This is a genomic window from Agromyces sp. NPDC058104, from assembly GCF_042884835.1.
Taxonomy (GTDB): Bacteria; Actinomycetota; Actinomycetes; order Actinomycetales; family Microbacteriaceae; genus Agromyces.
The window spans coordinates 221,296-245,028 of sequence record NZ_JBHVTD010000002.1 but is presented as its reverse complement, the minus strand read 5'-3'; the positions used below and the strand labels follow the sequence as shown (position 1 = coordinate 245,028).

General features: G+C 66.5%; 24 protein-coding genes. 19 read left to right on the top strand and 5 right to left on the bottom strand.

Going from position 1 to position 23,733, the window contains the following annotated elements; translation table 11 throughout:
* Positions 1–14 precede the first annotated feature (14 nt).
* From ACFVTH_RS09095 to ACFVTH_RS09085, 3 genes are all read right to left on the bottom strand, one after another.
* The gene (locus ACFVTH_RS09095) at positions 15–1,172 is read right to left on the bottom strand and encodes a hypothetical protein (RefSeq protein ID WP_387089489.1); all 1,158 of its coding nucleotides are present in this window, start codon (positions 1,170–1,172) and stop codon (positions 15–17) included.
* A 95-nt stretch (positions 1,173–1,267) separates the two neighbouring features.
* Positions 1,268–1,603 carry a hypothetical protein gene (locus ACFVTH_RS09090; RefSeq protein WP_387089486.1) on the bottom strand — a complete coding sequence of 112 codons (336 nt, stop codon included), beginning with the start codon at positions 1,601–1,603 and terminating at the stop codon, positions 1,268–1,270.
* A gap of 141 nt (positions 1,604–1,744) precedes the next feature.
* Positions 1,745–2,029, bottom strand: a complete 285-nt coding sequence (locus ACFVTH_RS09085) for a hypothetical protein (RefSeq protein WP_387089483.1) — start codon at positions 2,027–2,029, stop codon at positions 1,745–1,747.
* 145 nt (positions 2,030–2,174) lie between these two features.
* Between ACFVTH_RS09085 and ACFVTH_RS09080 the strand changes: the two genes are divergently transcribed.
* Together ACFVTH_RS09080 and ACFVTH_RS09075 are read left to right on the top strand one after the other, a co-directional pair.
* Positions 2,175–3,059: a hypothetical protein gene (locus ACFVTH_RS09080; protein WP_387089481.1), complete on the top strand. Its 885-nt coding sequence runs from the start codon at positions 2,175–2,177 to the stop codon at positions 3,057–3,059.
* A 69-nt stretch (positions 3,060–3,128) separates the two neighbouring features.
* Complete coding sequence (locus ACFVTH_RS09075) at positions 3,129–3,812, top strand: DUF6804 family protein (RefSeq protein WP_387089478.1); 684 nt, start codon at positions 3,129–3,131, stop codon at positions 3,810–3,812.
* 127 nt (positions 3,813–3,939) lie between these two features.
* Here ACFVTH_RS09075 and ACFVTH_RS09070 read toward each other — a convergent pair whose 3' ends face one another.
* Positions 3,940–4,098 (bottom strand): helix-turn-helix domain-containing protein, encoded by a 159-nt coding sequence (locus tag ACFVTH_RS09070; protein WP_387091814.1) that lies wholly within the window; start codon positions 4,096–4,098, stop codon positions 3,940–3,942.
* 595 nt (positions 4,099–4,693) lie between these two features.
* Here ACFVTH_RS09070 and ACFVTH_RS09065 point away from each other — a divergent pair.
* A complete protein-coding gene (locus tag ACFVTH_RS09065) occupies positions 4,694–5,665 on the top strand; it encodes a tyrosine-type recombinase/integrase (RefSeq protein WP_387089475.1) in 972 nt (323 codons plus the stop codon).
* Between the two features lie 38 nt (positions 5,666–5,703).
* Positions 5,704–7,509 carry a hypothetical protein gene (locus tag ACFVTH_RS09060; RefSeq protein ID WP_387089472.1) on the top strand — a complete coding sequence of 602 codons (1,806 nt, stop codon included), beginning with the start codon at positions 5,704–5,706 and terminating at the stop codon, positions 7,507–7,509.
* Between the two features lie 409 nt (positions 7,510–7,918).
* Here ACFVTH_RS09060 and ACFVTH_RS09055 read toward each other — a convergent pair whose 3' ends face one another.
* Positions 7,919–9,019, bottom strand: coding sequence for a tyrosine-type recombinase/integrase (locus ACFVTH_RS09055; RefSeq protein WP_387089469.1), 1,101 nt, complete (start codon positions 9,017–9,019; stop codon positions 7,919–7,921).
* A 77-nt stretch (positions 9,020–9,096) separates the two neighbouring features.
* On the opposite strand from ACFVTH_RS09055, the gene ACFVTH_RS09050 reads away from it, so the two are divergent.
* From ACFVTH_RS09050 to ACFVTH_RS08980, 15 genes are all read left to right on the top strand, one after another.
* The gene (locus ACFVTH_RS09050; protein ID WP_387089466.1) at positions 9,097–9,330 is read left to right on the top strand and encodes a helix-turn-helix domain-containing protein; all 234 of its coding nucleotides are present in this window, start codon (positions 9,097–9,099) and stop codon (positions 9,328–9,330) included.
* 15 nt (positions 9,331–9,345) lie between these two features.
* Positions 9,346–9,777 carry a hypothetical protein gene (locus ACFVTH_RS09045; RefSeq protein ID WP_387089463.1) on the top strand — a complete coding sequence of 144 codons (432 nt, stop codon included), beginning with the start codon at positions 9,346–9,348 and terminating at the stop codon, positions 9,775–9,777.
* Between the two features lie 6 nt (positions 9,778–9,783).
* The gene (locus ACFVTH_RS09040) at positions 9,784–10,260 is read left to right on the top strand and encodes a hypothetical protein (RefSeq protein WP_387089460.1); all 477 of its coding nucleotides are present in this window, start codon (positions 9,784–9,786) and stop codon (positions 10,258–10,260) included.
* Positions 10,257–10,688 carry a hypothetical protein gene (locus ACFVTH_RS09035; RefSeq protein WP_387089458.1) on the top strand — a complete coding sequence of 144 codons (432 nt, stop codon included), beginning with the start codon at positions 10,257–10,259 and terminating at the stop codon, positions 10,686–10,688. Before ACFVTH_RS09040 ends, ACFVTH_RS09035 begins: the two co-directional genes overlap by 4 nt.
* Before the next feature lie 47 nt (positions 10,689–10,735).
* Positions 10,736–10,987 (top strand): hypothetical protein, encoded by a 252-nt coding sequence (locus ACFVTH_RS09030; protein WP_387089455.1) that lies wholly within the window; start codon positions 10,736–10,738, stop codon positions 10,985–10,987.
* Complete coding sequence (locus tag ACFVTH_RS09025; protein ID WP_387089452.1) at positions 10,987–11,586, top strand: hypothetical protein; 600 nt, start codon at positions 10,987–10,989, stop codon at positions 11,584–11,586. The genes ACFVTH_RS09030 and ACFVTH_RS09025 overlap by 1 nt, the downstream gene beginning before the upstream one ends.
* A 19-nt stretch (positions 11,587–11,605) precedes the next feature.
* Positions 11,606–12,367, top strand: a complete 762-nt coding sequence (locus ACFVTH_RS09020) for a hypothetical protein (RefSeq protein WP_387089449.1) — start codon at positions 11,606–11,608, stop codon at positions 12,365–12,367.
* Between the two features lie 77 nt (positions 12,368–12,444).
* Complete coding sequence (locus tag ACFVTH_RS09015; RefSeq protein WP_387089446.1) at positions 12,445–13,086, top strand: hypothetical protein; 642 nt, start codon at positions 12,445–12,447, stop codon at positions 13,084–13,086.
* Positions 13,002–13,529: a hypothetical protein gene (locus ACFVTH_RS09010; RefSeq protein ID WP_387089443.1), complete on the top strand. Its 528-nt coding sequence runs from the start codon at positions 13,002–13,004 to the stop codon at positions 13,527–13,529. Before ACFVTH_RS09015 ends, ACFVTH_RS09010 begins: the two co-directional genes overlap by 85 nt.
* A gap of 66 nt (positions 13,530–13,595) precedes the next feature.
* Positions 13,596–18,122 (top strand): phage tail tape measure protein, encoded by a 4,527-nt coding sequence (locus ACFVTH_RS09005; RefSeq protein WP_387089440.1) that lies wholly within the window; start codon positions 13,596–13,598, stop codon positions 18,120–18,122.
* Entirely contained in the window at positions 18,122–18,991 is an 870-nt protein-coding gene (locus tag ACFVTH_RS09000; protein WP_387089437.1) for a hypothetical protein, read from the top strand. The genes ACFVTH_RS09005 and ACFVTH_RS09000 overlap by 1 nt, the downstream gene beginning before the upstream one ends.
* Positions 18,982–20,496 (top strand): hypothetical protein, encoded by a 1,515-nt coding sequence (locus ACFVTH_RS08995; RefSeq protein ID WP_387089434.1) that lies wholly within the window; start codon positions 18,982–18,984, stop codon positions 20,494–20,496. Before ACFVTH_RS09000 ends, ACFVTH_RS08995 begins: the two co-directional genes overlap by 10 nt.
* 40 nt (positions 20,497–20,536) lie before the next feature.
* Positions 20,537–21,352 carry a hypothetical protein gene (locus tag ACFVTH_RS08990; protein WP_387089431.1) on the top strand — a complete coding sequence of 272 codons (816 nt, stop codon included), beginning with the start codon at positions 20,537–20,539 and terminating at the stop codon, positions 21,350–21,352.
* Positions 21,353–21,399: 47 nt separating this feature from the next.
* Positions 21,400–22,719: a hypothetical protein gene (locus ACFVTH_RS08985; protein WP_387089428.1), complete on the top strand. Its 1,320-nt coding sequence runs from the start codon at positions 21,400–21,402 to the stop codon at positions 22,717–22,719.
* Between the two features lie 9 nt (positions 22,720–22,728).
* On the top strand, positions 22,729–23,733 hold the full coding sequence (locus ACFVTH_RS08980) for a hypothetical protein (protein ID WP_387089425.1): 1,005 nt from the start codon (positions 22,729–22,731) through the stop codon (positions 23,731–23,733).

The following is a 23,733-nucleotide window of genomic DNA, read 5'->3' as shown; positions in this document are numbered from 1 at the left end:
AACTCCGCGATGCTTTACGCATCCATCCCGGGCCACTCTCCGTCGAACGGCTCGATGTAACGGATCACGGATGAATCACACCAGTAGTACTCGATCAGGAACTCTTCGCTCCGCATGGTCCAGTGCCCACGTTCACCAACCTTGCATGCGGTGATAGATCTCAGTGGCTGCGTCGCACGATGCCAGTCGAGTGCATGCGGCCCGGGAATTCGAAGCCAGCGCCTCCGGTCAAGGTCGAAGATGTGGGTGGAGTCGCGCGTATGGACCTGCCATTGGCCGGCCGTCTGTGTAGTGAGGTCGAGCACCTGCGGCTCTGACTGAACCTCCTCGCCCTCGTGGTTCAGCACCGTGACACCCAAGGTGTCGACGTCGAGGATTGCAGCGCATGGGAGAGAGGTGGTGACGGAGTCGAGGAGCACGATGCGGCACGCGTACCCAAGACCCTGGCCGTCGTCGAAGCCGACGACCTGATTTGTGTACATCGGGAAGTGTGCACCGAAATGAATGGTGGGCCGCACGAGATGGAACGCTTTCGTGAATGCCCCTCGAGCCTTCAGATCGTAGAGGCGCTCCTCGAAGGTGAAGAGCTTCGAATGGAGCGCCGTCCTGAAGAATTCGCGTAGCGCCGGCACACCCGAGGGTGCATCGTGCGCAAACAGCACCGAGACTTGCGCGTCACCTAGCGCCGCCACGTCTGCTGGCGAGATGACCTCATCGGGAGACCGTCTTGCGCGATCCGTGACCTGGACGTCGAATCGCCCGTCTGGAGCAACTCCGATCGTTGCGCCTCCACCCATCGCAGCCCATTGCGCCCCACTATCGAACACGCCTCGGCATCCGCGGCCGAGGTACCGGATCCTTGCAGCCAACGGCGCAGTGCCTTCTCGATCCAGGGGTAGATGAAGAAGGCGTAGGTCGTCGTGGCTGCCGTCGACCATGAAGAGCGTCTGACCGTTGCGGCGAAGCGTTTCATCGAGGTCGACAAACGCAGGCTTCGCAGCCGACTCCGCCCACCCCATCTGCCAATTGCCGAGCTGCACCACGCTCCGGATTCCACGCTCTGCAAAGCGCGTCATCCAGCGCTCGAGCTGATCCTGGTGAGTGCCCACGCGACCGACGATCCCGACCGCCTGCCCTTTCAACGCAAACAGGTTGCCACCCCCGCCATTCATGGTGATATTAACTACCATATATCGGTGGACGTGTCATCCCCCGCATGGCGAGCAAGGTATCGAGCGGCCACCCGAGCTGCATCAGCAACTTCTGGCTACTCGGAGTGCCGGATCAAGGGATTCGGATCTCCCGTGCGCCTCGCGAGCTCGGCGACGAGCTCCTGCATTAGGGGCGAATCTCGGATGGCCCGCCCGTCTTCACCACGAAGGGCTGCGTACTCCCGAAGAAACATGACCACGTGGAGGAGGTGCGCAGTCTGGAACTGCTCACTGCGTATCCGATACGCGGCACCGAACAAATCGATCCACCACTTCGACTGGCCGAGAACCTCCTGATTGAACACACCCGGCGCGAGAGCATCGAGCCGCACACGCCATTCGAACGGCAGCCGCTCATAGCGGAGCGCTCGCCCATAGCGAGCGAGGAGCACGGAAGGCAGGATGTCCCGTCGCCTAGCCTGAGACGCCAGCATCGCGAAGTCCGTGCCGTACCCGAACGCCCAGTACTCCACTTGGCGCCATTGGTCCGCTTCGGCCCGCCGCGCCGCACGCGATCGCCGGCGCAACATCGGTCAGCGCCCATCGTCAAGTTCCGCGGGAGTCGATGACTCCCGCGCGTCACCGCCCAGGTTAAGCCGCGGCCAGAGTGCTGCGCCAAGCGCTGCCTCAAGCCGCGAAACGACGTACAGGTCGCCAACTGTCGACGACGCGAGCAGCGAATCAATGTCCTCAACCTCGAGCCCGGCCTGCTCCGCAACCTCTCGACGCGACGCTGTGCCCATTGCGCGAAGCAGGTTGTCCCGAAGCATGGCGACCCGAATCTCTTCCTGCGAGTGGTGATTCTTACGACCAACCATGCCGCCACTGTAGCGCGTGCGCAAGCCCACAGAGACGCCGAGCGCGAGCAGTCAACACCGCCACGTCCGGCACTGGAGCCGGCGCGCGTGCGTATGGTGATATTAAACACCACAATTGCGTTGAGGCCGGGAGGGCGATCCGATCATGAGCGGTGACCAGTACGAGTACACACCGAGGCTCGCGGCGCCCTACTGGGCGGAGCTCGAGTCGTTCGTCACCGAAGTAGTAGGCGCGGCGAACGGAACCACGGTGTACTCCCCCAAGGAATTGTCTGCGGCTGTCGGGCCGTTGGCGTTGTGGGCATGGCAGTCTGCTGGGCTCACGCTCGACGTTGACTCAGTGCTAAACCGGCGCACAATCGAGCGGTTCGTCGCATTCGGGATGCCGCAGTACAGTCGCGCAGGAAAGGGAACGATGCGGTCGCGGCTACTGCGCGTATCCGAGGTGTTGCTGCCCGAGGATCCCAGCGCTCCGATGCGACCGTATGGCAAGGCCGACGCGTCCGCACCGTACACTCTCCGCGAGCAAGCGAGTTTCCGCAGCTGGGCGCTCGCCCAAGGCACAGCACTTCGACGCGTGAACGGCGACGTTCTCCTCGCCTTGGGCTTCGGGGCGGGGCTTTCGAACGAGGAACTCATCGCGGTTCGCTGCGGCGACATCGATGCCCGGGAGTACGTAACCGTCGGGGTGATCGGGGACCGGGCACGGACCGTTCCAGTGCTCGCGGAATGGGACTACGTACTGCGCGAGTCGGTCCGACTCGGCAGACCAGACGAGTGGGCGTTCCTCCCCGGACGGAACTACCGCGGCGCGAACCTCACCGGTCACTTCATTCGGAAGAGCAATGGCAGTCCGCCCCTCACCGTTCGCCGGATGCACGCAACCTGGATACTTCATCACATCGACCGCGGGACTCCGCTCGTGCCACTCCTCGCCGCGGCAGGGCTCAGCACCGTCGAACCGCTCGACCGGTTTCTGAAGCACGCGGCGCGACCATCGGAAGCGGATGCGATCGCGGCGTTGCGTTGAAGGCCAGTCCCTGCCGTTGGAATACGATCCACCGCGATTGCAGGCGGCCCGGGCGCTACGCTCATCGCCATGGCTTACTGGTGGGACGATGCGAAGCCGCTCGATTCGCTGACCGACGATGAACTGACCCGGACGCAGCAGGCAACACTCATAGAGCACGCGGACGGAAGCGTGGACCTTGTGTTGGCTCAGATGTATGGCGCAGGGAGCCACCGACCCGGGATCCGACGGCTCGGCCAACTTCCAGGTCGCCAGGAAATCGAACGGCTGCTAGCCAGATACGGACGGGCTCTCAAGCATCCGATGGGTCCATGGGCAGAGATGGAACACGGTGGACGCATCCGGCACGGCTTCATTTGGAGCACCGAAGAAGCCACCCGCCATGCGATAGCCGTCGCGAAAGCCGCTGCATCGCGGGAGACCGAGCGGCTGTGGCTGCGCGGCGTTGCGATCGTTGGGGCTGGGCTCCTGGTAGCTGCGACCTTCGAACTCGACTACGGGTACTACGAATTCCTGCGCTGGGGAGTCTTCATCACCGCTTCAATTGCGGGATTCCTATGCGCCGAGCGCGACAAGACCAATTGGGTCATCGGACTTGTTGCGATCGCGATCCTCTGGAATCCATTCGTGCCAATCAACCTCACACGTGAAGTTTGGATGCCGCTCGATCTTGTAGCTGCGGGCTACCTCGCGTTGGTTGCGTTTGTCGCCGCCAAGAGAGAGACCCAAGCTCAATCCGTTGAAGATCAATAGAGCGCAACCATGCGTAGGAGGATTCGCCTTTTCGGCTTCCACCGACCGCAGATCCAAAATGAGCTGGATACCTACAGGACCGAGGGGCAACTATTGGCGCCGGCCGATTCCTCGTGATTCGAGCCTGTCAGCGCGGTCGGCCGGGCCAAAGGTCGAGCCCGAGAGCCGCCTCGAGTCGCGCGATTGCGTACAGGTCCGGCCAGGTCTCTCCCGCCAGATACCGCACGAGCGCGGCGTGACTAAGACCAGCGAGTCGCGCCGTCTCCCGGATGCTTCGATCCCCCATCGCATCTCGGAGAGCGATCGCGAACCGGCGCGCCGCCTCGCCTGCTGTATCCCCTGAGGGCCGGGCCGGCCATCCTGGCGCGAGTTCGGCCGGTTCGGGGCGCGGCTTGCGGGGCATGGCACAAGGCTAGTCACTCGCTGTCCACCGGGGCAGCGCCCTCGCCGCGGGAGCGTCACACGAAACCGCAGACCCGTCGGGTCGACGATCAATCTGGCACTGTCGGGCCCGACAGCGAGATTCCGAGCGTGCGGTGCGCGCGCGCGACGTCCTCGAACCGCATGAGGATGTCGCCTGCGAGGAGACGCCTCAGTCGGGTGTAGTCCTGCCCAGAATCACTCGCGTACCGTCGGATGCTCTTCACACCAAGGGCTCCGCGGATGCGCAGTGCGAACTCGTGCTGCATTTGAGCGGCGAGCCGTCTGTCCCGGTCACTTGAGCTCCGGGCGTCTTTCCACGTCACGTCGTCACGCCCAAAACCGCCAATCGGCGAGCACCATTCACACGGCCTAAATCGGGGATCCGTCACGGGATAAACATACCTTTTAGGAATACAGACCTAAAAGACCCGCAAGTCTCGACGCATGGCCTTCTATACGTGACCCCGATCTCGACAAATCACGACCCCAAGTCCCACAATGGTGATAACCATCACCGCGACTCGAATGCGGTGCGCGTCATGGCTGAAAAGTACTCACCGCAAGGGCCGGAGCGGAAGTACTGGCCCAACGTTCGCGACTTCGTTGTCGGGAGCGTGGTGAACTACGGCCCTGACAACGTCCGCACCGCCCGGACAGACCTGAAGCACCTTACTGAGTACTCAGTCTGGCTCTGGCAGAAGGCCGGTCTCAGCCTGACGGACGAGGTCGCGTTTGACGAGGCAAACATCCGGCGTTGGCTGCGCGCAGAACTGCGGGCCGAGACGCCGAATCAGCAGTACACCACCGAGATCACCCTCGAACGCTATCGATCCATCTCGACCGGAACACCGCGTCGACGAATCGTGGCCCCGAAGAATCGGCATCGCGCCGAGATCTACAGCCAGCGCGATCTCACACGGATGATCTCCCAGGTCAATGCTCGCCCAACGCTTCGCGGGCGTCGCGACGGATCAGCGCTGCTCGCGCTTGGCGCAGGTGCCGGCCTGACTGTCACCGAGATGCTTGATGCCCGGCTCGGCGACATCACCGAGAGGGAGGGTGTTCTCCTAGTTGATGTGCGTGGTGAACGCGCCCGAACCGTCCCAGTTCGACAAGCCTGGCGGACCACACTGCTCGCAGCGATTGGTCACCGAACCGACGCCGAGGAGTACCTCGCGTGGGAGAACCGGACGCGAACGGAGACTCTGCGTCAGGGTATCGGCCAGCTCTCCGCGCACCCTCCTCAGCCGAATGCTCAGATCCTTCGTGCGACGTGGGTCGCATCGCTCTACCGACGAGGCGTCGACATCCTGCGACTCCAAGAACTCGGCGGGTATCAGTCGTTCGAGCAGATCCTGCGGCTCATGGAGCGGCTCGATGGCGCAAGCGCACCTCAGTACGCACGCGAGGCAGGCGGCGAGGACCTGTGAGTAGTCGTGGAGGCTTCTTCGCCGAGGGCTCGACTTGGATGCCAGGCCGGACTTCGAAGTTCGACCGGAATGAGGTCGGCTACGCGATTCGATTCATCAAGCGATCCGGCGTCCTGAGCGATATCGCCGAGGCGCGGCGGGAGGAACGCACTCATACCGGGCCGGGCGGAGCAGACCCGCACCACACGGATCTGCAGATCCTCGTCGCACTCTTCCTCCTCGCTCAGGAGTACAGCCCGATGTGGATCACGGAAGTCACGAACCTCCTGTCCATCCGGCTAACCAAGAACGCACGCGGCGAGCTCGGCCTCCCGCTTCCAGACGACTTCCGTTCCAATCAGGACACTCGCCGACGGTGGTACCAGAACGTCCGCAACGCGATGACCCGCATCATCACGTTGATGGACCCTTTCCCCGAACTCGATCGCCGGACACCGACCGACCGCGCCCAACGTGCCACGTTCCAGTCCCTCCGCGACAAGAACCTGGAGCGACGCAGGAAGGAACGACTCGACAGGTTCACCAACCTCCTCCTCGAGGGAACTTTCCGCGAACTCCCCCGCCGCTTTCGACGTCAGCGCGGTCACCTGGACGTCACCGCCGACCAGACGTTCGTACAGACCGCCGGGAAGATCGGACGATCCAAGTTCGATGCGGACGGCAAGGAGAAGAAGAACCCCAAAGTCCTCGAACCCGAGATGGGTTGGCACATCACCGAGCCCCTGTTGCGAGTCGAGAACGCTGACTACGGCGACCACTGGGGCGGCGTGCTCAACCTCCTCGAGATCACCTCCACCCGCAACGGCGAAGCGCGTCTCCCGTCCATCGCCATCGCTGCTTCCATGAGCTCCCCATCCGTGGATATCCCGGAAGAGCTCGTACGGCTCCTCCACTCGATCAACGAACGCGGGCACACACCCGGCCGTGTCACGACCGACCTCGACTACTACGCACGCTGGGACGTTGAGCGCTTGCACCTCCCGACGCGGGAGCTCGGCTGGAACCCTGTCACCGCATTCCGGCGTAACATGCTGGGCGTCCACGACCAGGTGCACGGCGCTCAACACATCGAAGGGCGCTTCTACTGCCCCGCGATGCCAGAGAACCTGAAGAAGGCATCTGTCCTCGCCGCTGACAAAGAGATCGACGAAGAGACGTACCGCAACTGGATCGATCAGCGCGTCGCCTACGAGATGCGCCCCAAAGAAGCCAAGGTCGACGACGAAGGCAACCAGCGATACATCTGCCCTGCGTACGGCGCGAACGCGAAAGTCAGCTGCCCGCTCCGCGAGCTCACCGAGACCGATGCGATGCGCGAAGCTCGCGAGAAGCGCGCACTCACCTCACGAGTCGATATCCCTCGCATCCAGAAGCCGGACCTGCCCGAGCATCCCGACGAGTGCTGCACCAAGGCCACGATCAAGATCCACAAGGACTTTGCGCTCAAATGGCGCCAAGACCCCGACCTTCGATTCGGATCCCGTGAGTGGGACGACATCTATGGCGTCGACCGCAACACCTCAGAAGGATTCCACGGGTACCTCAAGGACGAAGGCACTCACGACCTCGAATCCCGCGGCCGGCGCCGCATGCGCGGCCTCGCCGCCCAGCAGTTCCTCATCACCTTCGTGCTCGTCTCAGCGAACCTCCGCAAAGTGTTCAGCTTCCTGCAGGAGAAGAAGGAGACCGAAGAACACGGCAGATTCGTCAAGACACAGCGGTCGAAGACCAGGAACTCCCGCTACGTAACTCCCTGGTTCAAGCGCGACGATGTCAGTGATCTGCGTGAACCACACCCATCCGACTTCGGCCTCGAAGACGACGACCCACCGCTGAGAACCTAAACATCTCGCGCAGTTCACTGCCCTCCTGACACCCCCGCGCACCCGCAACAAGAGACGATTCAACGCGCCCGATTCCGCCCAACCACGCGGATCGGGCGCTTTTTCGTCTCTTGAGCTGCCGCAGCGGTGCGAGAAGCCATCACGAAGGAACGAAAAAGGCTCCTGACTATTAGTCAGGAGCCTTTACGAATTCAGTTCTTCTAACGAAAAGCCTGAGTTCTTCAAACAGCCATCAGTGCGGAGACGGCGGGATTTGAACCCGCGGTCCCCTTACGGGGACTCCACCTTAGCAGGGTGGTTAGCCGCCTCGATCAGAGCCGCAGCGGGAGACAGCGAATCACAGTGGATCGCCGCTCTCGCCCGAGATTCCGGGGGTGCGGGCTCGCGCGGGCGGGATCAGATCGCAGTCTCATCCAGTACTCCGCAGCCTCGTCACGATTCCCTTTGTCACCCGCTTGGCATCCGACCACGGCGCATCGAGCGCCGACTTCACCGCCCCGCTGAACTCCTCGGCGAGGTGGGCGTAGATCTGCGTCGTCGCCGCCGAGGCGTGCCCGAGCAGCTTCCCGACCTCGGCGAGCGAGGTGCCCGCCTGAAGGTGCCAGGACGCGAACGTGTGCCGGAGGTCGTGGATGCGGGTGCCGGTCAGCTTCGCCGTCTTCACTGCGGGGATCCACGCGCGCTTCCGCCACGAGGTGTACTTCAGGCGCTCGCCCTGCCAGAGCACCACGTGCCCTTCCTTCCGCTTCCCGATCAGGCGCTCGAGCACGGGCACCAGCCACTCGGGGATCGGCACGTTCCGCGAGTTGCCCGACTTCGTGTACGCCTTCAGCGCGCCCGTCTTCGTGTCCCACGTCTCGGCGACGCGGATCGTGCGGCGCTTCAGCGAGACTCGAGGGATCTGGAGGCCGACCATTTCGCCCCAGCGCATCCCGGTGCCGAGCAGCAGCGAGATCACGTCGCGATCGAACTCGACCGGCGTGCGCTTCAGCAGCCGCCGAGTCTCCTTGTGCGTGAGGTACCGGCGCGTGTCGCTCGTGCCGCGCACGACCTTGATGCGGGCGGCGACGTTGACGATCGGGATCTCGGCGTCGATCGCGCCGTTCAGGCTCGCCGACATGATGTTGATGCGCTTCTGCACGGTGGCCTGCGCGGCGCCGGCCGCCAGCATCTCGGCCGCCCACGCCTTCAGATCGAAGCGCGTGATGTCGATCAGCCTGACTTCGCCCCATCGCGGCAGGAGGTGGAGGTCGCGCACGTACCCCTCCTCCCGCAGCGTCGACGGCTCGACGGCTCGGGTCGGCCACCATGTCTCGCACCACTCGCCCCATGTGCGCGCGGCCGCGCCGGGATCTCGCCAGCCGAGCTCGCGGGAGGTTCCCTCCTTGGCCGCGGCCTCATTCAGCGCACGCTTCTTGTGATCGAAGGTGCCCGCCGATCGGCGCTTGCCGTCGGGCGTCCGGTAGTACCCCGTGTAGCGGCCGTTCGGTCGCCGAACTGTCCATGCCATAACTCTGATGCTACGCAAGTGAGCGACTTTAATCCAATGCGTTGCGCTGCGATTAACGGTCTGGGAGTGTCTGAGCCATGACAGACAACGTGACCCCCCTGTACCTCTCGACCACCCAGGCCGCCGAAGCGAGCCAGCGCCACCGCGAAACCGTCGCCGATGCCCTGCGCTCCGGCGAGCTCCACGGATTCCAGCGCAGCGCCGGCTCGAACTGGCGCATCGACCCCGACTGCCTCAAGGCGTGGGTCGAGAAGCGCGCGTGCAAGCACGGCTTCCCGCAGCCGAAGTCCGTGACCAAGGCCGCCGCGTAGCCGTACCCTTGCGGCATGGCCCTCCCGCACCCGTCGCTTCGCGCCACCGCCGATCCGTTCGCAATGACGGACGACGTGATCGCGCCGCTGCGCACGGCGACGGCGACGTTCCTCGATCCCGACGTCGTCGTGACCCCGGCCGTGCCGTGGAACCCCGACACGGACGAGGGCAAGCCCGCCGAGCACGGCGTGATGTTCCAGGCGCCGGCCTATGCGGTCGCCGTCTCGATGAACGAGCAGGTTCCGGGCGGCGGATGGAGTGCTCGGCTCGTGCACTACGTGAGCCTCGCCCAGACGCCGATGCTCGCGCGCGTGCGCCGCGGCGTGCGCCTGAAGATCGAGGGCAGCACCAACCCGAGCATCGACGGTCGATCGTTCACCGTCGTCGGCCCGCTCGACTCGACGTTGGCGCGCTCGAACTGGTACCAGATCACCCGAGAGGATTAGTCGCTAATGCTCACGGACAACGGCGGCATCGGGCGGTTCGAGATGCGAGTTCGCCGGCTGCGTGACGAGCTCCCAGATGCGGTCATGGAGGCCGCCGTGGAGATCGCCGACTTCGCGCAGAACACGCTCGAGGATCAACTCGTGAAGGCCGAGACGCGCACCGGCCGCAAGCGCCGCGACAACCCGGAGTCGTACTACCACCCCGACGACGCCGGGTACCGGATCGCCGGTCGCGTCCGCTCGGGTCGGATGTGGCAGAACGCGAGGGGCATCGCACGCCGCACGGAGGACGGCGCCGAGGCGGTCGTCGGCTGGGCGCCCGAGGTCGTCGCGGCCAACCCGTACATGAGCGACCAGGAGCACGGCGATCCCGAGGGCCGGATCCCCGCGGCCGGCACCCTCGCCGCGACCTACCTGCGCACCGCGATGCACGCGCGCACCGTGCTCGGCCAGATGGCCGCCCGACTGAGAGGCAGAGGATGAGCCACGACGGACTCGCCGAACAGGCAGCCATTTTCGAGCACCTGAAGACCCTCGCGGGCGGCCGCGTCGAGGAGGGGTGGCCCGACGACGCAATGCACGCGCGCTACACCGAGGACGACACCGTGAAGCCCTACCTCACGGTCGAGTACTTCGACCCGTTCCCCACGGAGGGCGACGCGACGATGACCGACGGCGCCGCAGACGTGCCCTACGTCATGCCGTTCACCGTCGCCTCGACGGCGGGCACTCGGCGGCATGCCGTCGACCTCGCCGCGGCCGCGCGGCGGCGCCTCATCGGCTTCGAGCCGAACGGCGTGCTCGCCGGAGAGGTGAAGGGCAACGGCGGCTCGACGAGCCTCCCCGATCGCACCGCGCGGCCGAGCCGGTTTCAGGTCGTCTCGCACTTCCACGTCACGATCAACCTCTGACTGCCGATTCTGAGCGTTCGCTGAACGTTGGCTGTACGGTGGGCGGCATGAGCAGCGCCCCTTACCGCAACAAGCGGAACGGCCGCGTCGGGTACCTCGAACCCGAGCAGGCCGCGATCTTCCCCGACCTCGAGCGCGTTCGTCCCGAAGACGAGGGGCGCATCGTTCAGGTCGGCGAGTACTTCGAGCTCGACGCCCCGGCCCCGGTCGTGGACGACGAGGACTCGGACGACCTCGACACGTCCACCGCCGACGGCGACCCCGACGGCTTCGACTTCGACCTCCCGGAGAGTGACTGATGTCCATCAAGCGCCTCGTGCGCGAGACGCGCACGATCATGGCCGTGCCGCTCGTCGAGATCGACGGCGTCGCGAACATCCTCTACGGTGCGCCGGCCTCGCCGAGCATCGTGCCGTTCGCCGCGCCGACCGCCGCGGCCCTGAACTTCTGGCTGGCCGTCACGACGCCGAGCGCCGTCGGCGCAGGCATCGGCGGCAACATCAGCCGAGCGATCCGCGACAACGCGAACCTCGGCCTTGCCGCCAGCCAGACGGAGCAGAACCCGCTCATCACGAGCGTGGGCAACGAGGTCGACACGAAGTTCGCGCAGGTCAACGCGGTGCTCGAGTGCTTCCGCGACGTCGACGACCGAGCGAACGGCGTCTGGAACCTCGCGTCGAACCTCTTCCGCGTCAAGGGCTCGCGCTACGCCCTCGTCGACCGGATCCAGGGCGGCAAGAAGTGGAACACGGCCTTCGCCGCCGCCGACGTCGTGAGCCTCTACGGCGTGCGCACGGACGCGCCGGTCGACAACGTGGGCGACCAGCAGTACGTCAGCTTCACGCAGAACTTCAAGCCGACCGGCCTCATCAACCCCGAGTACAGCCTGCTGTCCTGAGCCGCGAAAGGAACCCATCGTGACTGACGTCAAGTACCTCACCAACAAGCGGCTCACCGTCTGGGCGGCGCTCGCTTCCGGCAACCCGTTCGTCGACCCGTCGCACCCCACCGACGACGAGATCAACGCGATGCTGAACATCTCGGACGCCGTGCGTGCCAACGGCTACAGCTTCGGCGTCCAGGCCACCCCGTCGACCGACGACCGCTCCCTCACCGACGACGCGTCGGCGCAGGGCGACGGCTTCATGAACTTCGGCGGCGACATCCCGGCCTACACGCCGAGCGACTACACGAACGTCGCCGACATCCTCCAGAAGGTGTGGGTGCTGACCAAGGCGCAGGGCACCGTGCTCTGGATCGTCACGCGCCTCGGCAAGCCGAACAACTCGCTCGCCGCCCCCGGCGACGTCGTGAGCGTCTTCCGCGTGAAGACCGACGGCCAGCAGCACAACACCGAGGGCGCGGGCGGCCGCATCCGCATGCTGAGCGTCCAGCCGGACGGCGAGGTCTACCCGAACATCCTCGTCGCCGACACGACGCCCGTCGCGGTCACCGCGACGGGCCCGGCGACGGCGAGCGTGGGCGACCCGTTCTACGCGAACGCGCTGCTCTCGGGCCTCAACATCACCCGCGACGCGATCTGGACGTCGAGCGACCCCACGAAGGTCTTCTCGGACGGCGGCGGCGTCTTCATCCCGCTCGCGGCCGGCGCCGTGACGCTCGTCGCGTCGTACCCCGGCGCGACCGCGGCGACGGCGATCCCGGTCACCGTCTCCTGATCGTCGCCCCCGGAGCGCTCCGTGCCAGGCGCTCCGGGGGCGTCACCTTTTCCGGCACACGCAACTGAGGAGGCCCCATGTCCAAGACCGAGCAGGAAATCGAAGAGATCGTCACCGAGTCGCGCGACGGATACAGCCTCGCCGACCGACTCCGCAACCGGAAGCTGCGCCAGGGCAGCATCACGGTCTACACCGACGAGCTCGGCGGCGAGGCGCTCGCCGACGCCGAAGCCGAGGTCGACCGCATCCGGCGCGCCGCGCGCGAGGCGATCGTCGACCCCGAGACGCACGAGGTCATCGTGCCGGCCGTCGCACTCGACGAGAAGGCGCTCTCCCAGGCCGAGGACGTCGTCAAGGAGCTCGAGGCGCAGCTGGACGGGTCGGCGATCTCGCTGAAGTGGCAGGCCGTGCCGCCCATCGTCGAGCAGATGAACTCCAAGAAGGCCGCCCGGAAGTTCATGGGCTCCAAGGGCAAGATCGACCCCATCGACGAGCCGGACGTGAAGCGCGTCGCGCGCTCGGGCCTGCTCGCGAAGGCCGTCACCCGGTGGCGCGACCACCAGGAAGACCGCACGTTCGAGAGCATGTCGTTCGAGGAGGCCGAGGCGCTCCAGCACCTCCTTCCCCGACAGCAGTGGGATCGGCTCTGGAGCGCGTTCAGCGAGACGCAGTTCACGAACGCGATCGCCTACGCGGCCACCGACAACGCGGATTTCTAGCCGGCTACCTCGCCACCCGGGCCGGGGCGAGGGATGCCACACTGCTGGGCCAAGCGATCGCCGCTCAGATTCGGCCGACGGCGCTGCTCATCCACACGCAGCCGAACGAACCGTGGGACGAGCACGACTTCCTGCTGCTCGAGGCGTGGGCGATCCTCCAGGCCGAGATCTGCAAGCAGTGCCACCTCCCGAAGTACATCTGCCACAACGAGAGCCACGATCTCGTCTTCGACGTGATGGAGGACTCGTGCGGCGCCGCGGCCGCGCTGCACGAGCGCGAGCAGGCCAACGCGCGCAACGACGTCAAGCTCGACGCCGGGGTGCAGCTGTACGTGAGGCCCGTGCTCCTCTCCGGCGGCGATCCGGCGACCCTGCGTGACGCCTACTACGAGTCGCTGGCGCAGCAGCAGGCCGAGCTCGCCGAGCTCGAATCTGGGAGTTAGCTGGATGGTCGTCGATAGAATCCTGAGAGCGATCGAGAGGCGGTGACGATGGACGAGGAAGAGCGGATGCGCTTCTCAGTCGGCATCGACGGCGTCGAAGGCGTCGTCCAGGCGCTCAACGATCTCCTCACCCAGTTCGCCCAACTCCGTCAGGCGCAGGGTGACGTCTCCGCGTCCGGCGACAAGATCGAGGCGGCCCTCCTCGGCGCCGCCCAGCGAATCGCCGGCACGGGCGCCGCGATGCGCGAGGGCGGCCAGGACACCCGGAAGTATGCCGAGGGCTTCGGCGATCTCGTCGCCCAGATGGAGAAGTTCATCCAGGTGCAGCGCGAGGCCGCGCAGCTGAACGTGGTGAACGGCTCGCTCGACGGCAAGAACCGCGGCGAGCTCGAGACGTACAGCACGCAGGCGCTCCGCGAGTACATCGCGATCGACGACGCCCGCGGCCAGAACGCCGTGTCGGTGTCGCGCGACATCGTGCGCAGTCGCGAGAAGGAGGCGGCGGCGCTCGAGAAGCTGCGCGCCGAGCAGGATCGCCTCTACAACGACTACCTGTCGTCGCAGGCCAAGGGCAAGGATGCGAAGGCGACCGAGCAAGACCGGCTCTACAACGACTACCTCACGCACCAGTACAACGCCGAGAAGAAGGTTCGCACCGAGCAGGAGCGGCTCTACAACGACTACCTCTCCAGCCAGGAGCAGGGCATCGCGAAGCAGCGGGCGGCGCAGGACAAGCTCTACAACGAGTACCTCGACCACCAGCGACGCGGCATCGAGGCGACGAACCAGCACACGACCTCGCTCGTCACGCAGCGCTACGCGCTCTACGACGTCGGCACCACGACCGCCGCCGTCTCTGTGGCCACGCTTGGCCTCGTCGCCGCCTATGAGGCTGTCGCCGTCTCGCGCCAGCGGGCGTTCACGGACGTCGCGCGCACGACCGGCATCGGCGAGGACGACCCCGAGCTCGGCGTGCTGCGCGAGCGGCTGCGGCTGCTCACGCGAGACATGCCCGAGGCGTACGAGCATCTGGCCTCCGTCGCCAAGCAGGGTGGCCAGCTGGGCATCGACGACCCGCAGGCGCTCGCGACCTTCACGAACGCGATCGGCAAGTTCTCGGCCGTCACCGACCTCGACCCCTCGGCCGTCACCGAGGACATGGGCAAGCTCGTCAACATCCTCCACCTCGGCGCTGACGGCTACGACCGGCTCGCGTCGTCGATCGCCTTCGCGGGCGTGCGCTCGGCCGCCACCGAGGGTCAGATCATGAAGGTGGCCTCTGAGATCGGCCCCTACGCGACGCAGGTCGGATTCGCTGCCGAGGAGACGGTCGGCCTTGCGACCGCCTACGCCTCCCTCCAGATCCCCGGCGAGCGCGCGCGCGGCGTCACCAACGACCTCTTCAGCACGATCGGCAAGGCCGTGCGCGGCGGCGGCGCCGACCTCCAGAACTTCGCGAGCATCTCGGGCATGAGCGCCGAGGAGTTCGCGAACGGCTGGCGCACCGCGGCCTCGGAGACGACGCTCGCCTTCATCAAGGGGCTCGGCGCCACGGGCGACATCACGGGCGCGCTCAACGTGCTCGGCCTCGAAGGGCAGCGCGTCACGCCGACCCTGATCTCGCTCGCGCAGAACGCCGACCTCGTGACGAAGTCGTTCAACGAGGCCCGCGAGGGTTCCACGAACGGCTTCATGGACGAGTCGGCCGCGCAGAAGTTCGACACCGCGGCCGCCAAGCTCCAGTTCCTCGCGAACGCAATCGGCGAGATCGCCGAGGCATCCGGCGACTCGAACCTCGAGCCGTTCATGATGATGCTCGACCTGCTGACCAAGATGGCGCAGAACGCGGCCGACTTCCTGCGCACCGACTTCGGCCAGGGGGTCGCGTTCGTCGGCACCGTGCTGCTCGTGCTCGTCGGCGGCATGGCCGCGGTCGTCTCGGCTGGCGCGATCTGGCTCGCCTCGCTCTACGCGATCCGCACCGCCCTCACCGGCCTCGACGGCCAGCTGACCGGCTTCAACTTCCGGCTCGCCCAGACGGTCGAGCGCCTGATCGGCGTCTCGGCCACGGCGCGCATCACGTCGCGGTCGCTGGCGTCGGTGCGTACCGGCGGCGAGGGCGCGGCGACTGGGCTTTCGGCGGCGGGCGTCGGCGCCACGATCTTCTCGAAGGCGCTCAAGGCGATCCCGATCATCGGCACCGTGCTGCTCGTCGCCGACCTCGCGGCGTCGCTGCTCGACCTCAACGGCGCCTTCGACGACGGCTCGGCCAAGGCGGAGGACTACTTCGGCTCGCTCGACGGCCTCTCCGACGCGATTCGCGCCGACAACGCCTCCAAGTTCGCCTCCAGCGTGAAGGACGCGAACGACGCGATCGGCAACAACTCGGGGCAGGTCGACTCGTGGGCCGACGTGCTCCAGCGCGCGATCGACGCCCAGAAGCAGGTCGACGCCGCCACCTCCGGCGCCGCCGACGCGATCGACGTGCAGACGCTCCGCATCGGCGAGAACACCGAGCAGTGGCTCCGCAACCAGCTTGTCCAGTCCGACTCGTTCAAGGCGATCTTCGAGAACCTCGACGCCCTCCAGAAGCTCACGGGCGACAACAAGTTCGAGGCGTTCGGCACCGAAGTCGACTTCGAGGCGTTCGACCTCGAGAAGTACATCGAGCTCGCGAGCACCAAGGGCTACGACGCCGCGAAGGCGTACATGGACTCGTGGCGCACCGGGCTCGCGCTCGAGTTCGCCAAGGCGGGCGACACGAGCGGTGAAGCCGTCGTCTCGGAGGCGATCGGCGGCGAGGACGTGCTGCGCAAGGCCGACGAGGCGGGGCGCGCCATCGGCAGCGCCGTGTCGAGCGGGATGAAGGAAGCGGCGCAGAGCGACGCGATGAACGCGATCGTCGACGCGCTCTACCCTATCGCCGAGGAGAGCGACGCCGTCTTCGAGGGCGCCGCGACCGGCGTGCAGCAGTACCTCGATCAGGTCTACGGCGCCGTGAACGCGCAGTACGCGCTCGCCAACTCCCTCTCCGCGCTCGGCGCCGAGTTCTACAACAACGGCGCGGAGTCGGCCGCGAACTCGCAGGCGCTCCAGCAGGTCATCTCCGACATCTACACGGCGGCCGGCGGCGGCCCCCAGGCTGCGGCCAACATGAAGGCGCTGTTCGACATGCTCGTGCAGGGCGGCTACGCGAGCGCACAGCAACTCATCGGGCTCACTCGGGTGATCGGCCTGCTCGGCGGCGGCTCGGGCGCGGTGCTCCCGAAGGCGAACGTCGATCTGTCGGCGTTCCAGTACGGCCTCGAAGACGCCTCGGTGTCGGCGACCAACATGGGCGGCTCGGTCGCCGCGGCCGCCGAGGAAGTCCGCACCCTCACCGACTACGCGAGCGACCTCGGCGGCGTGATGGATCGCGCCTTCGACATCCGGTTCGGCGCCGGGCAGGCGCTCGACGACATCGCCTCCGGGTGGCAGAAGATCGCCAAGGCGAACGCCGACGCGGCCGAGGCCATCGCGGACTACCGCGTCGAGCTCCAGAAGCTCTCCTCCGACAAGGGCGACCTCGAGTTCTGGCTCGCCGTCGCCGAGAACTACGGCGACACGGCGCGCGCCAAGGAGATCCGGGCCGACCTCGCCGAGGTGAACAACAAGATCGGTGACACCGAGAAGAAGCTCGCCGAGGAGCGGGCCAAGAACTCGAAGAGCCTCACCGGCAACAGCGAGGCCGCCATCGAGAACCGGGCATCCCTGCTCGACCTCATGGGGTCGTACCAGGATCTCCTCGAGCAGTACGCCGCGAACGGCATGTCGCAGGAAGACCTCAAGCGGAAGGCCGCCGAGCTCAAGGAAGAGTTCATCCGGCAGGCGACCCAGATGGGCTACAACCGCGACGAGGTGCTGCGGTTCGCGGCCTCGTTCGACGACATGACGCTGGCGATCGAGCGCGTGCCGCGCAACATCACCGTCGACGCGAACGTGAACCCCGCATTGCAGGCGCTCGCCGAGTTCGAGGCCCAGGCCAAGAAGTCCGCGCGCAACGCCGCCTCGTCGATCGCCAACGGTGGCGGCCTCGGGTGGAAGGCGCCGAAGATCCCGCCGGCCATCGTCCCGGTGGCCTACAAGCTGCCGTCGTACGACGAGCTCATGCGCATGCAGGCGGCCATCCGCCAGAACCTCAACGACCCCTCCTTCCACATCGGGCTCGGCGCAGGCGGCCAGGGCGGGCAGGTCTTCGGCTACGCCGACGGCGGCTACACGGGCGACGGTTGGTGGAGTCAGGCGGCGGGCGTCGTGCACAAGCGCGAGTTCGTCTTCGACGCGCCCTCGACGGCAGCCTGGGGCCCCTCGACGCTCGGATCGATGATGAGCGCCGACGGCGCCACGATCGCGCTCGTGAAGGCCATCCTCGGCGGCGGCAAGGCATCCGCGCCCGCGATGGCGGGCGGCGGCGGCCCGACTTCGCTCGGCAGCTACGAGCGCCAGCTGCTCGAGCGCATCGCCGCCCGCGTCGGAGTCACGATCAGCGGCAACACGATCGCGCGGATGGCCGGCGCCGGGGCCGTCACCAACGACCGGACTGGAGGTTCCTGATGGCACGGCTCTGGTTCGGCAACCGTCGACTGATGCAGTGGGTGAAGCCGTACAAGGCCGAGGCGTCGTACGACACCGACCGCTACGAGAGCATGTCGACCTACCTCTCGGGCGGCCTCGGCCTCGACGCCTCCCTCGACGGTCACGCGCGGCGCACGCTCGAGTGGGCGATGACGAACGCCCGCGAGCTCGCCTTCATCTGGGACTACGCGCGCGGCCGCTACGGCGACGAGCTCGTGTACTGGCACGACCCCATGTACTCCCCCGAGAACGCACTGAACCCGGCGTGGTCGATGCCGTGGCTCGCGACGCGCGACGCGATCCCGCTCGTCGACGAGCGCCGCCCCGTGCTCCAGACCAACAGCGACTTCAGCTTCAAGTACCCCGCGCACGGCGCCGAGTACACCGTCATGAAGACGGACACCCCGCGCACGGTGCTCGTGCCGATCCCGCCCGGGCACACCGCGCACGTCGGCATCCACGGCGACTCGCGCGCCAACGGCCGCGTGAAGGTGACGCCGTACGAGGGCATGGTCGCGGGCGCGAAGGTCAACCCGACCGTGCTCGGCGTCAACACCTCCACGCGCGTCAACGAGGCGTTCGTCGGTGGCGCGCAGTCGTGGATCGAGCTCTCCCTCGACCTCGCGAGCATCCCCGACGGCGAGACGGACTCGTTCACGCTCTGGGCGATGATCGTCCAGGTGCTCCGCACCGGCCAGACGCCCGAGCCCGGCGACTTCATCACGGGCCACGGCTCGAGCGGCTACGAGTTCCTGTCGATCCCGCCCGAGGTGCCGAACTCGGCGCACCCGCGGCTCTTCAACACGACCTACACCGTCGTGCTCGGCGAGACGGGGGCGTGGCTCTGATGGGCGTGCAGATCAAGCTCGACGACCGGCCCGAGTGGGCCGCGAAGAAGCTCGGCGTCCAGGAGGACAGCACACCGCTCGACCCGTCCGACATGACCGGCGGCGTCGGTCAGATGACGTTCGAGATCCCGAACCGGCCCGAGAACCGCTCCATCCGGCACGCGCTCGTCAAGGTCGACCACACCGAGCGCGGCCTCACCGAGGGCATCGTCGACGCCTACGGCGGCAACCGCAGCGACATCACCGTGACGGCATTCTCGCGGCTCGTGCTGCTGAACGTCGAGCAGCGCATCCCGCCGTACAGCGGCACGCTCGGCGGGCTCATGACGCTCTACTTCGAGTCGTGCGGCATCACGTCGGGCTTCACGATCGACTCGAGCATCGCGTCGAAGACTGCGATCGTCCCCGGCGGCAAGATGAACGTCTGGGAGGCCGTGAAGCGCGCGTGCTCGGCCTTCCAGGTCGAGGTGTCGCTTGTCGCGGGAGTCATCAAGGTGCGGCCGCCGCGCAAAATCATCGCCTCCAGCCACCGCGACGCCTCCTTCGATTGGTCGATCGACGACGGCGAGCTCGCGAAGACGGTCGAGATCGCCTACTACCAGTCGAAGTGGGTGACCAACGCTCTCGTCTACCCCGCCGGAGGCTGGAACGACGACGTCGACGTGCTCACGGTCGACGCGGGCGAGACGGCCGAATTCGAGTTCGAGCTCGACGCTTCGCTCGTCGACGTGCAGCAGCCAGTGTGCGTCGACGACGTCGACCGCTACTACGACGACTCGAGCGTCTACGCCGTGGCCGGCAACGACGACAAGATGATCGTGCCCGAGTACTGGGAAGACAACGGCGGCCGCCTCACCGTCGAGATCGACGAGACGACGCGGAAGCTCAAGATCACCCTCGTCGGCATGAGCGTCGAGAAGTACTCGCCGTACCGCATCGCGATGCCCGCGGGCGGCTCGAGCGCGTACTCGTCGCTGCGCCTCCTCGGTACCGGCATCACGTACAAGCGCGAGATCCTGACGCTCGACGCGAGCCCCGACGACGAGCACGCGACGGAGCAGGTCGGCGTCACCGTCGACAACGAGTGCATCCGCACGAAGGATCAGGCGTTCATCGTCGGCCTGCCGACCGCGATGCGGTACTCCGGCTGCCAGCGGAAGATCACCGTCTCGACGCGGGGCATCAACAAGTTCGAGGACTACTTCGCCAACCAGGCGTACGGCAACCTCGCCGGGGCCCGTGTCTTCGCCGACGGCACGTGGCACCGCATCCGCAACAACACGGCCGACGACCTCCACTCCTACACGGCCGAGGTCGACACGACGATCGACGACCTCAACGCCGCATGGGTCGGGAGCGGACTCACGTACGACGACTGGCGCAACTTCTGGGGCGACGCGACGTTCGACGACATGCGCCTGCGGCCCGTCGACGCCCCCGTGCAGCCGATCACGAACGTCTACCCCGACGCGTGGTACCCCGACGAGGTCTACCCCGCGGAGTGAAGTCTGAGCGTTCCCTGAACGTCGCCCGTACGCTGGCTGAATGGGATACACGCGGCAGACGTGGTACCCGCTCGCTCCGGGTGGCACCAAGATCACGGCGACGCGCCTCAACCACATGGAGGAGGGCATCGAGGCCGCGGCCGCGACGGCTGACACCGCGATCACCCGCCTCGACGCGCTCACGACAGACTCGCTCTCCGACGTCGACACCACGACGACGCCCCCGGTTGACGGTCAGCCGCTCGTCTTCAGCGCGGCCGAGGACAAGTTCATTCCTGGCACCGCGTCGATCGACTCCCTCTCCGACGTCGATATCGCGGGCGTCGCCGATGGCGACACGCTCGTCTTTGACGAGTCGGTCGGGAAGTTCCTGCCCGGCAACGGCGGCGGCGTCTCCGTGCTCGATGACCTCACCGACGTCGACACGACGACGACCGCGCCCATCGCGGGCGACATGCTCATCCACGACGGCGATAAGTGGGTCGTCTTCACGCCGGCCACGCCGGGCATCGTCCCGCCTCAGGTCTACCGCTGGACGATCCGCGGGGCCCTCGCTGTCGAGACGGGCAAGCTCCGCTACGTCAACGAGACGGGCCACGACCTCACCATCACATCGGTGCGGATGGAGATCGGCACTGCACCCGGATCCGGCAACGTGATCGTCGACATCCACAAAGGCGGCACCACGATCTTCACGACGCAGTCGCGACGCCCGACCGGCCTCACGAGCGACGTCGCAACCGACCCGAACGTCACCGTCTGGGAGGCTGGGGCGTTCCTCACCATGGACGTCGACGACATCGGCACCGGCACGCCCCCTGTCGATCTCGTCGTGACCGTATTGGCGATCCAGTGACGCTGCCCCCGCGACCGAAGCGCCCGCGGCGCAACGCGCCCCGGGAGATGACCGACTACCTCCGCTGGCTCGAGGCTGATCGGGAAGCGCTCTGGGCAGCGCTCGAGGCCGCGACCGGCACGGGGCAGTCGGCCCGCAAGAGCGCCGTCTCGGCGATGAACCTCGGCGCGACGGTGAACGTCGCGAACCAGGACACGCAGGCCCAGGTCGACGAGCACGAGATCGAAATCGAAGAGCTCAAGAAGCGGAAGGGCTTGCCCGCCGGCCCTGACGATGGCTACCTCGCGGGGCACGCGGTGCAGACCGACCCGGCTGGCGAACCCCAGTGGTATCCCAACCTCGCGGGCGGGGTTCCGACGCTCTACGTCGTTCTCGAGGATGGCGCGCCTTGGTACGGGTGGAACCAGCTCACCTGGCTCACGACCGGCAGCACCGATACCGGCGAGAGCGGCCTGCCCGCCGTGGAGTTCGAGAACAACGGCAAGAGCATGTCGCTCGTCTCGTGGAACAGCCCTTTCAACCAGGGGATCAGCTGGGATCAATTCCCGATCAACTACGACATCGAACTGCGCCCGCACTACGACGGTGAGCAGTTCGAGGTTTTCATCCCGTCCGACGGCTGGGGGTTCGGTGGCCTCCAGAACATGAACTTCAACATTCGCATCTACAAGGAGCGCGAGCACTCGGCAGTGCTCGACTTCGGGTCGAACGATGTGGCACAGACGACTGCCTACCGGTACCCGGACAGCGGCATCGTGCCGTGGGAGTACAACCCGAACCCGGGCAGCCCGAGCTACTACTGGAATCGGCTCGTGCTCCCGGCAGGCACGGATGCAGAGACGTGCTGGGCCGTCCAGTGGAACCGCTGGCAAAACATCATCACGCCCGCGATCGCGATCGAGAAAGACGACGTGGGTCGTGACATCGCTTGGCCGCTCGACGCCTTCTACTGGCGGCACGTCCAGTCGCGCAGTGTCTCAAAGGAGATCTCGGCCAGCGGCAACCTGACGCCCCGCGAAGAGAGCGTGCCGCTCGTCAACGACGGAACAGATGCCCGCCGTGTCGGGCTCGTACGGGCCTCCGTCAAGGCCGCTCCGACCGGCGGGCCGATCGAGATCGTCATCCGTGTCGACGGGAACAGCATCACGACAACGCCGATCACGATCCCCGCGGGCGAAACAACGGTCGCGATCGAGCCGAATGCCTACACGCACGGGCCCCATGGTGCCCACCCGACGGGCCCCTATAGCTCGATGTATCTCGACAGCGTTCTGTGGTTCCCCGGCGATGGCATGACGGTCGAGGTGCCCACGGTCGGCTCCGGAGATCCCGGCGCCGATCTTCTGATCCAGGTCTACTACGGCTAGGAGTATCCAATGTCCCTCATCTTCATCGACAGCTTCGACGCGCAGGATGCGACCGCGAAGTGGGTTTCCACCCTCGCCTCGGCACCGTCGTATGCAGAAGTGCCCCGGTACGCTCTCGGCTCCTGCGTGAAGGCCGCATCCGCAGGACGACTGACCAAGCCGTTCCCCGCGGCCGCGCAGATCGTGATGGGCTTCGCGTTCAAGGTCGACAACCTCTCGGCGGCGCACCTGCTCGCGCACGGCTGGGCCGACAGCGGTGCGACGCAGCACGCTGGCATTCAGGTGTCGACCACGGGTCAGATCCAGGTGATGCGCGGCGGCACGGTCGCGGCATCCTCTGCGGCTGGCCTCATCGTCGCGGGCAACTGGTACTTCATCGAGCTCCGCGCCACGATCGCGGACTCGGGCGGCGTGGCAGAGGTGAAGCTCAACGGCACGCAGATCATCAACTTCTCGGGCGACACGAAGAACGCCGGCACGGCGACCACCTTCGACATGGTGTCGCTCGGCGGCGCCAGCACGATGGACACCGCAGTCACCTACGACGACTTCTACCTGCTGAACACCTCTGGCTCGGCTCCCAACAACACCTTCCTGGGCGAGGTCGTGATCCAGGCGCTCCTCCCGAACGCGGCGGGTGCTCACACCGACTTCACGCCCATCGGCTCGGGTGCGAACTACCAGAACGTCGACGAGATCCCGCCGAGCGGGAGCGACTACAACGCGTCGTCTACGGTCGGCGCGAAGGACTCGTACGGCGTCACGAACCTCTCGGGCTCGGTCGGCACGATCTTCGGCGTGCAAGAGAACATGCACGCCTCGAAGACCGGCGTCGGCGCGGCGAACCTGAAGAGCCTCGTGCGCTCTGGCGGCACCGACTACACGCAGCCTGCCGTCGCTCTCGGCGCCTCGCAGCAGTGGTACGGCGCCATCCGCGAGGTCGACCCTGCGACGTCGGCGGCGTGGGTCGCGTCGGCCGTGAACGCGCTCGAGGTCGGCGCCGAGGTCGCCTAG

What these genes read in the sequence shown, in the direction of transcription:
- ACFVTH_RS09095 (WP_387089489.1), bottom strand. Translation starts at nt 1,172, where the DNA reads ATGAATGGCGGGGGTGGCAACCTGTTTGCGTTGAAAGGGCAGGCGGTC.
- ACFVTH_RS09085 (WP_387089483.1), bottom strand. Translation starts at nt 2,029, where the DNA reads ATGGTTGGTCGTAAGAATCACCACTCGCAGGAAGAGATTCGGGTCGCC.
- ACFVTH_RS09080 (WP_387089481.1), top strand. Translation starts at nt 2,175, where the DNA reads ATGAGCGGTGACCAGTACGAGTACACACCGAGGCTCGCGGCGCCCTAC.
- ACFVTH_RS09075 (WP_387089478.1), top strand. Translation starts at nt 3,129, where the DNA reads ATGGCTTACTGGTGGGACGATGCGAAGCCGCTCGATTCGCTGACCGAC.
- ACFVTH_RS09070 (WP_387091814.1), bottom strand. Translation starts at nt 4,098, where the DNA reads ATGGGGGATCGAAGCATCCGGGAGACGGCGCGACTCGCTGGTCTTAGT.
- ACFVTH_RS09060 (WP_387089472.1), top strand. Translation starts at nt 5,704, where the DNA reads ATGCCAGGCCGGACTTCGAAGTTCGACCGGAATGAGGTCGGCTACGCG.
- ACFVTH_RS09055 (WP_387089469.1), bottom strand. Translation starts at nt 9,019, where the DNA reads ATGGCATGGACAGTTCGGCGACCGAACGGCCGCTACACGGGGTACTAC.
- ACFVTH_RS09050 (WP_387089466.1), top strand. Translation starts at nt 9,097, where the DNA reads ATGACAGACAACGTGACCCCCCTGTACCTCTCGACCACCCAGGCCGCC.
- ACFVTH_RS09045 (WP_387089463.1), top strand. Translation starts at nt 9,346, where the DNA reads ATGGCCCTCCCGCACCCGTCGCTTCGCGCCACCGCCGATCCGTTCGCA.
- ACFVTH_RS09040 (WP_387089460.1), top strand. Translation starts at nt 9,784, where the DNA reads ATGCTCACGGACAACGGCGGCATCGGGCGGTTCGAGATGCGAGTTCGC.
- ACFVTH_RS09035 (WP_387089458.1), top strand. Translation starts at nt 10,257, where the DNA reads ATGAGCCACGACGGACTCGCCGAACAGGCAGCCATTTTCGAGCACCTG.
- ACFVTH_RS09030 (WP_387089455.1), top strand. Translation starts at nt 10,736, where the DNA reads ATGAGCAGCGCCCCTTACCGCAACAAGCGGAACGGCCGCGTCGGGTAC.
- ACFVTH_RS09025 (WP_387089452.1), top strand. Translation starts at nt 10,987, where the DNA reads ATGTCCATCAAGCGCCTCGTGCGCGAGACGCGCACGATCATGGCCGTG.
- ACFVTH_RS09015 (WP_387089446.1), top strand. Translation starts at nt 12,445, where the DNA reads ATGTCCAAGACCGAGCAGGAAATCGAAGAGATCGTCACCGAGTCGCGC.
- ACFVTH_RS09005 (WP_387089440.1), top strand. Translation starts at nt 13,596, where the DNA reads ATGCGCTTCTCAGTCGGCATCGACGGCGTCGAAGGCGTCGTCCAGGCG.
- ACFVTH_RS09000 (WP_387089437.1), top strand. Translation starts at nt 18,122, where the DNA reads ATGGCACGGCTCTGGTTCGGCAACCGTCGACTGATGCAGTGGGTGAAG.
- ACFVTH_RS08990 (WP_387089431.1), top strand. Translation starts at nt 20,537, where the DNA reads ATGGGATACACGCGGCAGACGTGGTACCCGCTCGCTCCGGGTGGCACC.
- ACFVTH_RS08985 (WP_387089428.1), top strand. Translation starts at nt 21,400, where the DNA reads ATGACCGACTACCTCCGCTGGCTCGAGGCTGATCGGGAAGCGCTCTGG.
- ACFVTH_RS08980 (WP_387089425.1), top strand. Translation starts at nt 22,729, where the DNA reads ATGTCCCTCATCTTCATCGACAGCTTCGACGCGCAGGATGCGACCGCG.